General features: G+C 43.7%; 8 protein-coding genes. All 8 read left to right on the top strand.

Annotated elements, in window-relative coordinates; all coding sequences use genetic code 11:
* Positions 1 to 61 precede the first annotated feature (61 nt).
* The 8 genes from CRO16_RS02420 (at position 62) to CRO16_RS02385 (ending at position 15,026) form a co-directional block, all read left to right on the top strand.
* Positions 62 to 2,353 carry an NADP-dependent malic enzyme gene (locus CRO16_RS02420; RefSeq protein ID WP_097054745.1) on the top strand — a complete coding sequence of 764 codons (2,292 nt, stop codon included), beginning with the start codon at positions 62 to 64 and terminating at the stop codon, positions 2,351 to 2,353.
* 168 nt (positions 2,354 to 2,521) lie between these two features.
* Complete coding sequence (gene ruvA, locus CRO16_RS02415; RefSeq protein ID WP_097054744.1) at positions 2,522 to 3,103, top strand: Holliday junction branch migration protein RuvA; 582 nt, start codon at positions 2,522 to 2,524, stop codon at positions 3,101 to 3,103.
* 46 nt (positions 3,104 to 3,149) lie between these two features.
* The gene (gene sov / locus CRO16_RS02410; RefSeq protein WP_097055749.1) at positions 3,150 to 10,256 is read left to right on the top strand and encodes a T9SS outer membrane translocon Sov/SprA; all 7,107 of its coding nucleotides are present in this window, start codon (positions 3,150 to 3,152) and stop codon (positions 10,254 to 10,256) included.
* Positions 10,257 to 10,316: 60 nt separating this feature from the next.
* Complete coding sequence (gene gcvH / locus CRO16_RS02405; RefSeq protein ID WP_097054743.1) at positions 10,317 to 10,697, top strand: glycine cleavage system protein GcvH; 381 nt, start codon at positions 10,317 to 10,319, stop codon at positions 10,695 to 10,697.
* Positions 10,687 to 11,100 (top strand): VanZ family protein, encoded by a 414-nt coding sequence (locus CRO16_RS02400; protein WP_097054742.1) that lies wholly within the window; start codon positions 10,687 to 10,689, stop codon positions 11,098 to 11,100. Before gcvH ends, CRO16_RS02400 begins: the two co-directional genes overlap by 11 nt.
* A 33-nt stretch (positions 11,101 to 11,133) precedes the next feature.
* On the top strand, positions 11,134 to 11,859 hold the full coding sequence (locus CRO16_RS02395) for an energy transducer TonB (protein WP_097054741.1): 726 nt from the start codon (positions 11,134 to 11,136) through the stop codon (positions 11,857 to 11,859).
* A 206-nt stretch (positions 11,860 to 12,065) separates the two neighbouring features.
* Complete coding sequence (locus CRO16_RS02390) at positions 12,066 to 12,785, top strand: energy transducer TonB (protein ID WP_097054740.1); 720 nt, start codon at positions 12,066 to 12,068, stop codon at positions 12,783 to 12,785.
* 123 nt (positions 12,786 to 12,908) lie between these two features.
* Positions 12,909 to 15,026, top strand: a complete 2,118-nt coding sequence (locus tag CRO16_RS02385; RefSeq protein ID WP_097054739.1) for a gliding motility protein RemB — start codon at positions 12,909 to 12,911, stop codon at positions 15,024 to 15,026.
* Positions 15,027 to 15,064 lie beyond the last annotated feature (38 nt).

The following is a 15,064-nucleotide window of genomic DNA, read 5'->3' as shown; positions in this document are numbered from 1 at the left end:
ACATCAGTACCCCATAAATCCTAAACTCTTACCTTTGTACGTCCTGAACAAACAGGGAATTATGAGGAACGAACGCAAAAGACGTGAGGCTTTAGTCTACCACGCAAAACCGCACCCGGGAAAGATCCAGGTGGTGCCTACCAAAAAATATTCTACCCAGCGCGACCTTTCTTTAGCCTACTCCCCGGGAGTGGCAGAACCCTGCCTGGAGATCCATAAAAATGTTGAAAACGTTTATAAATATACCACCAAGGGCAACCTGGTAGCGGTGATCTCTAACGGTACCGCGGTTCTTGGACTCGGGGATATTGGTCCCGAAGCCTCCAAACCCGTAATGGAAGGGAAAGGATTGCTGTTCAAGATCTTTGCCGACATTGATGTTTTTGATATTGAAGTGGACACGAAAGATGTTGATGCTTTTGTGAATACTGTAAAAAATATTGCCCCAACCTTCGGCGGAATCAACCTTGAAGACATCGCAGCTCCCGAAGCTTTTGAAATAGAAAGAAGGTTAAAGGCAGAACTGGATATCCCGGTGATGCACGATGACCAGCATGGTACTGCAATCATTTCTTCGGCAGCATTATTAAATGCCCTTGAACTTGCCAAAAAGAAGATCGATAAGGTTAAAGTAGTGATCTCGGGTGCTGGATCGGCGGCTATTGCCTGTGCAAACCTCTATGTATTACTCGGGGTGAAACTTGAGAATATTATCATGTTTGATGTTAAGGGAGTACTGCATTCGGGACGGGAGGACCTTTCAGATCTTCAGCAACGTTTCGCAATAAAGAAAAGATATGAGAACTTATCGGCAGCCATGGATGGTGCCGATGTATTCCTGGGGCTTTCAGTAGGGAACATTGTAACACCCGAAATGCTTAAGAAAATGGCAAAGCGACCTATCGTTTTCGCCATGGCAAACCCCGAACCGGAAATAGATTATGATCTTGCTGTATCCACCCGCAAGGACATCATTATGGCTACCGGTCGAAGCGATCATCCTAACCAGGTAAATAATGTACTGGGATTTCCGTTCATTTTTAGAGGTGCGCTGGATGTGCGAGCCACCAAGATCAACGAGGAAATGAAAATGGCAGCTGTAAAGGCACTAGCCAGGTTAGCCAAAGATCCGGTGCCCGAGCAGGTGAATATCGCTTACGGGGAGACCAAACTTATCTTTGGGAAGGATTATATTATACCCAAACCCTTTGATCCGCGTTTAATCTCTGTAGTTCCGCCTGCGGTGGCCAAAGCCGCTATGGAGTCTGGAGTTGCAAAAAATCCTATTCATGATTGGGATAAGTATGTTGATGAGCTGCTGGAGCGAATGGGGAATGACAATAAGATCACCCGTTTGCTCATGAACCGGGCAAAAATGAACCCCAAAAAAGTGGTTTTTGCAGAGGCAGATCATCTTGATGTGCTTAAAGCGGCACAGATTGTACATGACGAAGGCATCGCAAGTCCAATACTTTTAGGACAACGGGACGTGATCGAGGAGCTCATGCGGGAAATCGACTTTCATGCAGATGATGTGCCAATCATCGACAATAAATCTGCTGAAGAAAGCGGCCGCAGAAACCGATATGCAGAAGTGTATTGGAACACCAGGAAGCGCAAAGGTGTAACCCGCTATGACGCCGAACTGCTTATGCGGGAGCGAAATTATTTTGCAGCCATGATGGTGAATGAGGGTGATGCCGATGCGTTGATCTCAGGATACTCCAGGTCTTATCCTACGGTTTTAAAACCATTGCTGGAATTGATTGGAAAAGCAAACGGAGTCTCAAAAGTTGCCGCAACCAATTTAATGAACACCTCCCGAGGTCCCATTTTTATTAGTGACACCTCCGTAAACATAGATCCCACGGCTAAGGAGCTTGCAAAAATTGCTCAAATGACAGCCCGTACTGTTAGGTTGTTTGGGATGGAACCGGTGATCGCGATGATCTCCTATGGAAACTTTGGTTCCTCCAAGAATGAACGTGCAGAAAAGGTCAAAGATGCCGTTGCTTACCTGCACAGGTTCTATCCGGATCTTGTGGTGGATGGCGAAATGCAAACCGACTTTGCCCTTAACAGGGAAATGCTTCAGAAGAAATTTCCGTTTTCCAAGCTGGCAGGTAAGAAAGTAAACACCCTTGTATTTCCAAGTTTGGATTCGGGTAACAGCACCTACAAACTGCTCAAGGAACTCAATAAATCTGAATCTGTGGGGCCAATCCTTATGGGAATGAAAAAACCCGTACACGTTCTGCAGTTGGGAGCCAGCGTAGAGGAGATCGTGAATATGACTGCTGTCGCAGTGGTTGATGCTCAGGAAAAAGAGCGAAAAGCCCAACGCGACCAGTAGGAAACCCATCATAAAATTTTGAGGCGGAAACAGAGAAATTTGTTTCCGCTTTTTATTTCCAAGACCTCTCAAAAAGCCGTTTTTTGAAAGCTTATTTCATGGGTGTTATTTCTTATTTTTCTATCCTGTTTATTTTCTTACTTTTGGCTTACTAACCATCCTTATTCCATGATCTATAGCATTCAGGGCAGGCTCGTTGAAAAAAATCCTACAAATGTGGTGATCGATTGCAACGGGGTAAGCTACTTTATTCATATCTCCCTCCATACTTATTCTTTGATCCCTTCTCAAGAATCTCTCAGGCTTTTTACGCATCTGCAGGTGAAGGAGGATTCTCATACCTTATACGGATTTTGGGAAAAAAGCGAGCGGGAGATCTTCAGGTTATTGATCTCTGTGTCCGGAGTTGGAGCGAGCACTGCGCGAAGTATGCTGTCATCGCTGGAACCGCGGCAAATTATGGAAGCTATTGCGGCAGGTGATGTGGCGACGGTGCAGGGGATAAAAGGTATTGGAGCAAAGACTGCCCAACGGGTGATCATAGATCTTAAGGATAAGATCGTTAAAGTCTTTGGTATTGATGAAGTTTCAGCTCCAAAAAGCAATACAAATCGTGAAGAAGCGTTATCAGCATTAGAGACTCTTGGATATACCCGCAAGCAATCTGAAAAGGTGGTGGAAAGAATTGTTAGGGAAGAACCTGATGCTACGGTAGAATCTCTTATAAAGCAGGCACTTAAAAAATTATAATTCCTTGGGGCAGAACTATAGCCGTCGGTTTTGGCTTTCAAATTCTATTGCACTATTTTGTGCACTGGCATTCCCATTTCTTGCATCTGCCCAGGATACCTTAGTTTCTCAGGATACTACTAAGACAGGTTATTCCCTCGGAAAAATCCGATTACCCCAACCGGGAAGTATTGTTGCTTCCTATACCTATGATCCTATCCTGGACAGGTATATCTATACCGAAACCCTTGGGCCATTAAATATCACCGCACCCCTTATTCTAACACCCGAAGAATATCAGGAACTGGTGATCCGGGAAGAGATGCAACGATATTTCCAGGATAAAAGTGATGCGCTCTCGGGTAGAAAGGAAGGAACCGAAGAAGATCAGCGGGATCTTTTGCCGGGCTTTTACGTGAATTCAGATTTTTTTCAGAATATTTTTGGCGGGGGAGACATTGAACTTATTCCGCAGGGATCTGTGGCACTCGACCTGGGCATACTGTACTCAAAAAGGGATAATCCGGCCTTTTCGCCACGTAACAGAAGCACCTTTACTTTTGACTTCGATCAACGGATACAATTAAGTTTACTCGGAAACATAGGGGAGCGGCTTAAAGTAACAGCAAACTACGACACAGAATCCACATTTGATTTCCAGAACCAGCTGAAACTGGAATACACCCCTACCGAAGATGATATTATTCAGAAGATCGAAGTGGGAAATATCAATATGCCACTAAACTCTGCCCTGATCCAGGGAGCGCAAAGCCTTTTTGGAGTCAAGACACAGCTGCAGTTTGGGAAGACCACCATCACAGGAGTTTTTTCTGAACAGAAATCTGAAAGAAGAACAGTAAATGTTGAAGGTGGTGCTACGGTGCAGGAATTTGACAGGTTTGCCAATGAGTATGATGAGAACCGCCACTTCTTCCTTGCGCATTATTTTAGGGATCATTATGATGAAGCTCTTGAAAATTACCCTTTTATAAACTCCAACGTACAAATAACCCGGGTGCAGGTGTGGGTTACCAACAGAACAAATAATGTTCAGAACCTGACCGACACCCGCAACATTGTTGCCATTCAGGATCTGGGGGAATCTCCGGTTCCTGGAAATATAGGATTGGATAATCCACCGGCCGGATTTTTCAATCAGCCTCCGGGAGCGTATGCCGATAACCGGAACAACGACTTAAATCCTTTTGGGATTACAGGCCCTGAGGAATCTGTGCTTACACCTGCTATTCGGGATGTGGCGAGTGTACAGGCAGGTTTTGGAGGCTTACAGGTTTCAGAAGGAACAGATTATGTGAAGCTGGAAAATGCAAGGCAGTTAAGACCTTCGGAATATCGCCTTAACTCAAGATTGGGATATATCTCCCTAAACCAGCGACTGGCCAGCGATGAGATCCTTGCCGTGGCTTTTCAGTACACTGTTGGAGGAGAGGTTTACCAGGTAGGGGAATTCGCGAGTGATGGTATAGAGGCTTCCGGCGGAACGGGAATAGAAGCTTCGGTCTCTCAAAACCTGGTGGTGAAAATGCTTAAGAGTACAGTGACCAATGTGGATGAGCCGGTTTGGGACCTGATGATGAAAAACATTTACAACCTGGGGGCTTTCAATCTGGAAAGAGAGGATTTCAGGATGAATATTGTTTATACAGATCCTCAGCCATTGAATTATATCACCGGAGTTGACGGGGTGCCGCTTCCTGAAGATGTTGAACAAACTACCCTGTTACGGGTTTTTAATCTCGACAATCTGAATATCAATGGAGATCCGATTGCCACCGGCGATGGCTTCTTTGATTTCGTGCCGGGGATCACCATCAACGCTGAAACGGGAAATATCATTTTCACTTCTGTAGAGCCTTTTGGGGAGTATCTTTTCAACAAATTGGATCCAAACCCCAATGCAGGATCGGAGATCTATGAAATTCCGGAAACCTGGAATGCCAATCAGCAAAAATACGTTTTTAGAGCGCTTTATAACACAACCAAGACCCAGGCAGAGCAGCAGCAGGCAGAGAAAAACAAGTTTCAGTTAAGAGGTAGGTATAAATCTTCTAACGTAGAAGGAATTCCCATTGGGGCTTTTAATGTACCGCAGGGGTCTGTTACGGTTACGGCCGGAGGGAGAGTACTACAGGAAGGGGTGGATTATGTGGTGAATTACCAGTTTGGCCGGGTACAGATCCTTGATGAGGCCTTACTTGCTTCCAATATTCCCATCCAGGTATCCACTGAAAATAATGCCCTTTTTGGCCAGCAAACAAAGCGATTCACCGGGATCAATGTGGAGCATATGATCAATGAGAATTTTCTTGTTGGTGCCACTTACTTAAACCTTAACGAAAGGCCGCTTACCCAAAAATCGAACTACAGCTACGAGCCCATCAATAATACCATTCTTGGTTTCAACCTGAATTACTCTACAGAATTACCCTTTTTGACCCGTTGGGTGAACAGGCTTCCCAATATTGATACAGATGTGGTTTCCAATCTTTCTGTGCGTGGGGAGATGGCCTATTTAATTCCCGGGGCACCAAAAGGAAGTGAATTTGAGGGGCGGGCAACCACCTATGTTGACGATTTCGAGGCAGCACAGACTTCCATTGCTATAGATAATCCACTGGGGTGGGAACTTTCCAGTGTGCCGCTTGGTTTTGGCGGGGAGCTGGGTAATGGTGACCTTGCTACCAATTATAAAAGGGCAAAATTGGCCTGGTATAGTATAGATCCTGTCTTCTACGGGAGCAGCAGACCTTCGGGGATTACTGATGCCGATCTTTCCAGCTATGCGAGCCGCAGAGTTTTTCTTGACGAGATCTTTCCTAATGTTGATGTGGTGCAGGGGCAGTCACAGGTGCTGTATACCCTTGACCTCGCCTATTATCCAAATACCCGCGGCCCTTACAATTATAACCCGGTAGCAGCAGGAACCAACACCCTGCCAAATGCCGAAGAAAACTGGGCGGGGATTAGCCGTGCATTAAATTCCACCAATTTTGAGCAGAGCAATGTAGAGTACATAGAATTCTGGTTGATGGATCCGTTCATTTACCCTGAAAATTCCGGAAATGACGGAGGGAAACTGGTCTTTAACCTGGGGAATATTTCAGAAGATGTGGTCAAAGATGGCCGTAAACAATATGAGAATGGTCTTCCCGAAGACGGGGGGGTACAGAATACTACCATTACAGAATTTGGAAAAGTGCCTGCCAATCAATCTCTTATTTATGCTTTTAATACCGAAGGACAGGAGCGTCTAAATCAGGATATAGGTTACGACGGACTTTCGGATACAGAAGAAGCTGCAAGATTTTCCAATTTTGCAAACCTTCCTGATCCGGCCGCTGATAATTATGATTACTTTCTTAATGCTTCAGGAAGCATCCTGCAGCGTTACTTTGATTATAACGGAATTGAAGGTAATTCCCCGCCGGATGTTACAAATACTGACCGTGGAAATACTACTTTACCTACCGTAGAAGATCTCAACAGGGATAATACCATGAATACCGTAGACAGCTACTATGAGTATGAAGTGGAGCTCTTTCCGAACATGAATATCGATAACAGCGAGTATGTTACCGATGTAAAATCTTTCTCGACCACCCTTGCCAACGGACAGGAATTACCGGTAAGGTGGTTGCAGTTCAAAGTACCAATCTATGAGCCCACTGCTGCCCGTGGAGGGATTGGGGATTTCAGGTCTATCAGGTTCATGAGGATGTACCTAACGGGATTTGAAGATCCAACTGTACTTCGTTTTGGGACAATGGACCTGGTGCGTGGAGATTACCGAAGATATACCCAGACTCTCGATCCCGATAATTCTGATCCTGCTTTAGAAAATACCACTTTTACAGTGGCTTCTGTTAGCATTGAGGAAAATGAGAACCGCCAGCCTATACCTTATGTGCTGCCTCCGGGAGTTGACAGGGAAGAGCTGTTGAATAATAATACCAGGATAAGGCAGAACGAACAATCACTGGCCCTTTCAGTTTGTGATTTGGAACCACAGGACTCCCGCGGGGTTTACAAGAATTTTCAGCTTGATATGCGCCAGTACAAGAACCTGGAAATGTTCATTCATGCTGAAGCTGTGGTAAACCGGGTGGCCTGGAGTGAAGGGGAACTGGTAGCCTTTGTTAGGATTGGAACAGATTTCACAGACAACTTCTATCAGATCGAAATTCCGCTAAAACGTACCGATTTTGGTGCTGCCAGCGCTTCGGAAATCTGGCCCGAAGAGAACAGAATGAACCTGCCTTTAAAGCTGCTTCAGGAAGTAAAGGCAAAAGTAATTGGAGATCCGGGGTTTATTTCTACGGAATTGAATTTCTTTAGCGAAGAAGGAGAGCCCGTTGAGGCTGAAGATCCTTACAAAATAGGGCAACTACGTATAGGTATCAAGGGAAATCCAAGTTTCGGAAATGTAAGGATGTTGATGTTGGGTGTCAAAAATGGCCTTTCTGAGACTGCTTCCAGAGACCTTTGTGCAGAGGTATGGTTCAATGAGTTAAGACTTTCAGAATTGGATAATGAAGGAGGCTGGGCTGCTATAGTTAATATGGATGCCAATGTTGCAGATTTTGCCAACCTCTCTGCTACCGGAAGAAAAAGTACAGTGGGCTTCGGTTCTCTCGAGCAGGGTCCAAACCAAAGAAGTCGGGAAGACTTTTTACAATATGACGTGGTGAGCAACCTCAATATGGGGCAACTGCTCCCCAGAACCTGGGGCATAAGGATTCCTGTAAGCTACAGCTATGGAGAAGAATTGATCACTCCAAAATATGATCCCGAATTTTTGGACCTTGAGCTGGAAACGGTGCTTGATAATGCCGCGACAGAAGAAATTAGGGATGATCTACAAGAAAGAGCAGAAGACTTTACCCGCCGTCAAAGTATTAACGTGATTGGCCTGCGTAAAGAAAGAGTAGGAGAGGATTCTAAGCCGATGCCTTATGATGTGGAGAATCTCACACTTTCGGGAAGTTACAATCAGGTAGATCATCGGGATTTTGAGATCGAAGATGCCTTTGATCAAAATGTGAGGGTGGGAGCTACCTATGATTATACCTTTGCGCCACTTACGATAGAACCTTTGCAGAATGTGAAGGCGTTAGACAGTAGCGCCTATTTTGCCCTTTTAAGAGATCTCAACTTTAATGTCTTCCCTTCAAACATTACTGCCAGTTCTACCATTTTCAGACAGTATAATGAGCAGAAATTTAGAGAGATCAATTTGCCTCCGGGGTTCATCAATGGGATTCCCACATTATACCAGAGAAATTTTCTTTTTGACTGGCAATACACCATTAACTATAATTTTACGAAGAGCTTAAGGATGAATTTCGATTCCTCTACAAATCGTATCGTTCGTAATTATTTTGATGATGAAAATAATCCCGATACCACCACGGGGATCTGGGATGGCTTTTTTAATACGGGAATTCCCAACCAGCATTTCCAGTCCCTGCAGCTTAACTATGACCTGCCTTTTGCAAAGGTGCCTGCCCTGGAATTCATAAAAGCCACCTATTCCTATACCGGGAACTTCCAATGGGAGCGCGGTTCGGAAATTTATCAGACGCTGGAAAACGTACCTGATCTTGGAAATAGCGTCCAGAATTCAAATTCGCACCAGGTCAACGCCAATTTGGAAATGCAAACCCTTTATGATTATATAGGCTTAAAAAAACGTACTCGTGAGGGTGCGGGACAAACTATTGAAGAACGAAGCCGGGCAGTACCCACGCTTAATCAGAACAGAAATCAGACTCCGGAATCTGAAGAAGCTGCCAGGTTGAATGCAGGAGACAGGACCTATAATACTTTTGTGGGACTGTTAACCTCAATCCGGAGGATTCAACTTAACTATCAGGAGAACAACGGGATATACCTGCCGGGATACACCAATAGTATTGGCTTTTTGGGCACCTGGAAACCTACTGCAGGATTTACATTAGGAAGTCAGGAAGAAATAAGGTATCTGGCTGCGCGCAAAGGTTGGCTAACTTTATACCAGGAATTCAATCAGCAGTACACAGAAGTAGAAAATGAACAGCTGGGGATCAATGCCGAAGTGTCTTTGCTGCCCGACCTTACTATTGAAATTACTGCAGGGAGGATGTATTCAGAAACTTTTCAGGAGAACTATAGAGTAGTTGGAGATCAATATGTGCCGCTTACACCCGTGACCTTTGGGAACTTTAATATTTCCACGATTTTGCTTAGAACTGCTTTTAATCAAACTTCCGCAGAATCTTCTGCTACATTTCAGGACTTTAGAGAGAACAGGTTAGAGGTGGCAAGAAGATTAGCTTTGGCAAACGGAGTGGATCCCAATGAAACGGATGCCCAGGGATATCCAATAGGCTTTGGCAGGAACAGTCAGGATGTACTTTTGCCGGCTTTCCTCGCAGCCTATACAGGGGCAGATGCGGGAGATGTAGCGCTGGGAGCGTTTAGAGATTTTCCGCTGCCAAACTGGAATTTGAAATACACCGGGTTTATGAGAATGCCTTGGTTCAAAAAGAATTTCAAGAGATTTTCAGTAAATCATGGTTATTCAGCAGGATACACCATCAACCAGTTCCAAACCAATCTTGACTATGATCCTGCCAATGCAAGGGAGGTAGACCAGGCAGGAAATTTCAAAAGTGAAGTGCTTTATTCCAATGTGAATTTAACCGAACAGTTTAGCCCCCTGGTACGGGTGGATATGGAAATGACAAATTCCATAAAGATCCTTGCCGATGTACAGAAGGACAGGGCGCTTTCTTTAAGCTTTGACAATAACCTGCTCACCGAAATTAGCGGAAACCAATATACACTTGGCCTTGGTTACAGAATTAAGGATCTCAAGATAGACACTAAAGTTGGAGGCCGCACAAGGATCCTGAGCAGTGATCTTAATTTTAAAGCCGATATCTCTTACCGCCATAATGAAACGGTAATAAGGTATCTGGACCTGGAGAATAGCCAGGTAACTGCAGGGCAGGATATTTGGGCAATTAATTTTACCGCAGATTATGCACTTTCAAAGAACCTTACAGCGCTCATCTATTATGATCACAGTTTCTCGGAGTATGCAATTTCGACTGCTTACCCCCAAACCACTATTCGCTCGGGCATAACTTTAAGGTATAACTTCGGAAATTAAGACAGCCCCCCTTGATTGATAGAATTAAAAATTTAACTTTGCTATTCATAAAATTTTACCATGAAAATTCCAAACGATTTAAAGTACACCAATGATCACGAATGGGTGAGAATTGAAGGCGATGTGGCTACAGTAGGTATCACAGATTTTGCCCAGGGCGAACTTGGGGATATTGTTTATGTTGAAGTAGAAACCGTGGATGAAACTCTGGACAGGGAGGAGGTTTTTGGAACTGTAGAAGCAGTAAAAACAGTATCCGATCTTTTTTCACCACTTTCAGGAGAGATCATTGAATTTAACCAAAGTCTGGAGGATGAGCCCGAGAAGGTGAATTCAGATCCTTATGGAGAGGGCTGGATGGTAAAGATACGTTTCAGCGATGCTTCAGAGATCGATGATCTTTTGAGCGCAGAAGAATATGCTGAGGTTATTGAAGGGTAAACTACTCTTTTTAATCCCTGCACTGGTATATACCGGTTTAATTCTTTACCTTTCTCTCATTAATCTTTCAGATACCCCGGTGAGTAAGCTCGGGGTGAGTGACAAATTAATGCACAGTGGTGCATACTTTGGTTTGGGATTGTTGTGGATGCTCTACGGCATTTTTTCCTTTCGGGAGGAATATCTCTTTAGGCGAATTGTAGTTATTTCTGCAGCCTCAGTGGCTTTTGGCATTTTTATTGAGGTTCTTCAGGATACATTGACCACTTATCGCCAGCTTGATCTTTATGATGTTCTGGCGAATACCATTGGAGTACTCGCGGCTGCACTTTTAGTGTGGATACTAAAGAATTATCTCTTAAGCTTAAAAGCTAAGTTTAATTTAGATTTAATGAAAAAATAATTATTTTAGCCAACCTGTAATTAAAACGGAATTATGAAACCCAAAAAAAACCCAAAAGCTGATTTATCCAGGAGAAGCGTCCTGTTCTTCCAGATTGGAATGATCCTGATGCTTTTTATTACCTGGAGGGCGATTGAGTGGAAAACCTACGATAGGGAAGCTATAGATACCGGAATGGTGGATATGGATGCCCTGGAGGAGGAAGATGTGCCAATCACCGAGTTGAATACCCCACCGCCACCGCCACCACCGCCACCGCCACCAGCTCCCGAAATTATAGAGATCGTTGAGGATGAGGAGGAAGTTGAAGAGACTGTGATCGAATCTACCGAAACTAACCAGGAGGAGATCGTGGAAGTTGAAGAGGTAGAGGTTGTAGAAGAAGAAGAGGAAATTGGGGACGTTCCGTTTGCAGTTATTGAAGATGTGCCTATCTTCCCTGGCTGTGAAGGCGAAAGAAACAATGAAGCCCGTAAAAACTGTATGAGCGCAAAGATCCAGGAATTTGTGGATAGAAGGTTCAATACCGGTTTGGGTAGTGATCTTGGTCTGTCTGGAATCAACAGGATTTACGTACAGTTTAGAATTGAAAAGAATGGAAATGTAACAGTTCTTGGAGCCCGTGCTCCACACCCCCGCCTGCAGCAGGAAGCTGAGCGTGTAGTAAACATGCTTCCAAAAATGCAGCCAGGGAAACAAAGAGGGCAACCGGTAGGGGTACTTTATTCTCTGCCTATTGTTTTCAAAGTACAGGACTAAGTTTTTTAATATATAGTTTTAAGATCCCGCACCAATGGTGCGGGATTTTTTTTTGGCCTAAGAAAAAAATATAAAAATGCCGGAACTTTTGCAGGTGTAGTAGCTGTTCGGTCTGATTCTTGAATGTTCTTTAAAAGATTAACATAAAAGCTCTTATTGAGGCTGTTAATAGTTTTCGGATATAATTAATCTTTAAATATACAACCATGGAAAACAAAAAGAACAAGCAGGCAGACCTTTCAAAACGGAGCATTTTATTTTTTCAGGTGGGATTGATAGTCTCGCTTTTGCTGGTATGGCAGCTTATAGAATGGAAGGCAGATGGAAAAGAAGTATCGCAGGATACTACTATCCATATTGACCAATTTGAAGAAGATGAAATTCCCGTTACCAGGGTGGAGGAAGTAAAACCGCCTGAGCCGCCACAGATCCTGACAAAAGACGTGGAGGTGATCGATGATGAGCTCGATAAGGAAGAAACAGAAATCGCCCCTACAGAAGCTGATGACAAGGTTCTCGAGGTCCATGAAATAGAAATAGCAGATGAAGATGATGAAGAAATAAGGGAATATGATATGCTCTCTGTTGAAGTAGTTCCTGTTTTTCCGGGCTGTGAAACAGAAATCACCAATAAAGACCGGAGGGAATGTATGAGTGAAAAAGTGAATCAGCTGGTGGGACGTACTTTTAATGCTTCTTTGGGAGAAGATCTGGGTCTAAACGGAATTCATAGAATTTATGTGAGTTTTAAAATAGATAAAGATGGTAAAGTAAACATTATTGGTGCCCGCGGGCCGCATCCTAAATTGGAAGCCGAAGCCATTAGGGTGGTGGAGAAATTTCCCGACATGATCCCCGGGAAAATGGGAGGGAAGCCTGTGGGGGTAACCTATTCCTTACCTATTATTTTTAAAGTGCAGGATTAAATACCATTTCTGTACAAAAAGATTCCGCCCTGGTGCGGAATTTTTTTTTGCCCAGTCTAAAAGCATAAAAATATCTAAAAAAATGTATCTTTCCCCTGTAATCCATTCAGCCCTCTGCAGGATATGATAAAATTATTCCCGCTCCTCATCTTTCTTTTACCCTTCATTAGCTCATCCCAAACTTACAAAGGAGATCCCGAGAGATTTCCGCAGTTTTCCGAGTGTGAAAACGTAGACTTTGAGCGGGAAGAACAATGCTTTGCCACTACTTTAAAAGCTAAGGTGCTTGGGGAATTCAAATTGCCCGAAGCTGTTTTAAAGGATAATTATGAAGGGGAACTGGTAGTGCTCTTCGAGGTTACAAAAGAAGGAGTTTTTAAAAGTATTTATGTTGATGCTGCCTATCCTGAACTAAAGGAGGAAGTTAATCGCATTTTTGAAACCTTACCTAAGGTCTCTCCTGCTACTTATAATAGCAGGGCCATCGATATGCAGTTCCGCATGCCTGTGAAAATTCCGTTGGAAAGAAATTCAGTAGAAAGCGAATTTGTTTCCGGAAGTGTTGAAGCCATTGCTGCAGAAGTGTCTTCAGAAGAAAGTCTGCTCAAAGAACCTGTTATAGAAGAGTATGACCAGATCAAATCTCTTGAATTTGAGCATCCCCGCTTGCAAAGCGAGATCAATATTCCTCTTTCACATGAATTTTACAGCAGGTTTGAAGATGAGGTGAACCGGGTAGGTACTAATTTTCATTCCGCTTCTAAGCCGTTTCTGTTTTCTGAAGTGCAACCTTACTATGATTTTGAAGCAGAATTTACAGCTCTTCAAAAACCTGCAGAATCCTGGGTGGGCAGAAAATTATGGAATGAGCATCTCTTTACTTTTCAGGCCGAAGATTACTGGTTTACTGTAGATTTTGCTTTAGACCTGCAGGTGGGAAAAGACCTCGACAGCGATCTTGATGTGACCTATAACAATACCCGAGCAGCTATTTTCCAGGGAGGACTAGGAAAGAATTTTAATTTCTATTCCGTTGTTTATGAAAACCAGGGGAGATTTGCAGACTATTTTAACCACTACGCCGAATCGTTAAGACCCGGAAGTGAAGGAAGAGCGATCATCCCGGGACGGGGAATAGCAAAAAGTTTTATGGGGCAGGCATATGATTATCCTGTGGCAGAGGGCTACCTTTCCTTTAGTCCGGGCAAATATTTCAATCTGCAGTTTGGGCACGGCAAGAATTTTATAGGAGATGGTTACCGGTCGCTACTCTTGAGTGATGTTGCGGCACCTTACCCATTTTTCAAATTAAATACCACCTTCTGGAAAGTCAAGTATACCAACACCTGGATGTCCTTACGTGATGTGCGGCCCGAAGTGACCGGGGAAGGTTCTTACCGCACCAAGTTCATGGCTAATCATTACCTGAGCTACAATGTAACAAAGCGGTTAAATATTGGCTTTTTTGAATCGGTAATGTGGGAGAATGACAATAACAGGGGATTCGATCTAAATTATCTCAATCCGGTTATTTTTTACCGGGCGATCGAGTTCTCTACAGGGGCGCAGGCGGGGAATGCTATTATTGGCCTTACCGGAAAATATAAATGGAATGATCACTTCCTGAGCTACGGGCAATGGTTGATCGATGAATTCTCTTCTACAGATGTTTTTGGAGGAGAAGGCAGCTGGAAGAACAAACATGGCTTTCAATTGGGAACTAAATACTTTAATGCTTTTAATGTAGAGGATCTTTACCTGCAACTGGAATACAACCAGGTGCGCCCTTACACCTACTCCCATAATACGATCACCCTTAATTACGGACATAGCAATCAGTCCATGGCACATCTGTGGGGAGCGAATTTCAGGGAGCTGGTGGCTATAGCGCGTTACAACAGGGGTAGATATTACGGACATGTGAAAGCAATTTTAGGCGAGCGCGGATTTGATTTTAGCGACTCCGGCGCCTATTACGGCGGAAATATCTACCGGTCTGAAGAGGACCGGCCTTTTGAAACAGGAGTAGAAATTGGGCAGGGTAACAATACAGATTCCTTTTATGCTGAAACTGAGGTGGGATATATAGTAAATCCTGCTACCAATCTTAAATTCTTCGGAAGTTTTATCTATCGCAATTTTGATCCTCAGGTGACAACTCCGGCAAATTTTGACCAAACCACCTATTGGATAAACATTGGTCTTCGAACAGATATCTTCAACTGGTATTTCGATATGTAAGATTTAATCGGTTGAAAATCAATTTCAAATTTTTAACA

The sequence above is a fragment of the Salinimicrobium sediminis genome (assembly GCF_900215295.1).
GTDB classification, from domain to species: domain Bacteria; phylum Bacteroidota; class Bacteroidia; order Flavobacteriales; family Flavobacteriaceae; genus Salinimicrobium; species Salinimicrobium sediminis.
The sequence above is the reverse complement of the archived record's forward strand: the minus strand, read 5'-3'. Positions and strand labels throughout refer to the sequence as shown.

Coding starts and splice junctions, on each gene's coding strand:
- CRO16_RS02420 (WP_097054745.1), top strand. CDS start 62: ATGAGGAACGAACGCAAAAGACGTGAGGCTTTAGTCTACCACGCAAAA.
- ruvA (WP_097054744.1), top strand. CDS start 2,522: ATGATCTATAGCATTCAGGGCAGGCTCGTTGAAAAAAATCCTACAAAT.
- gcvH (WP_097054743.1), top strand. CDS start 10,317: ATGAAAATTCCAAACGATTTAAAGTACACCAATGATCACGAATGGGTG.
- CRO16_RS02395 (WP_097054741.1), top strand. CDS start 11,134: ATGAAACCCAAAAAAAACCCAAAAGCTGATTTATCCAGGAGAAGCGTC.
- CRO16_RS02390 (WP_097054740.1), top strand. CDS start 12,066: ATGGAAAACAAAAAGAACAAGCAGGCAGACCTTTCAAAACGGAGCATT.
- CRO16_RS02385 (WP_097054739.1), top strand. CDS start 12,909: ATGATAAAATTATTCCCGCTCCTCATCTTTCTTTTACCCTTCATTAGC.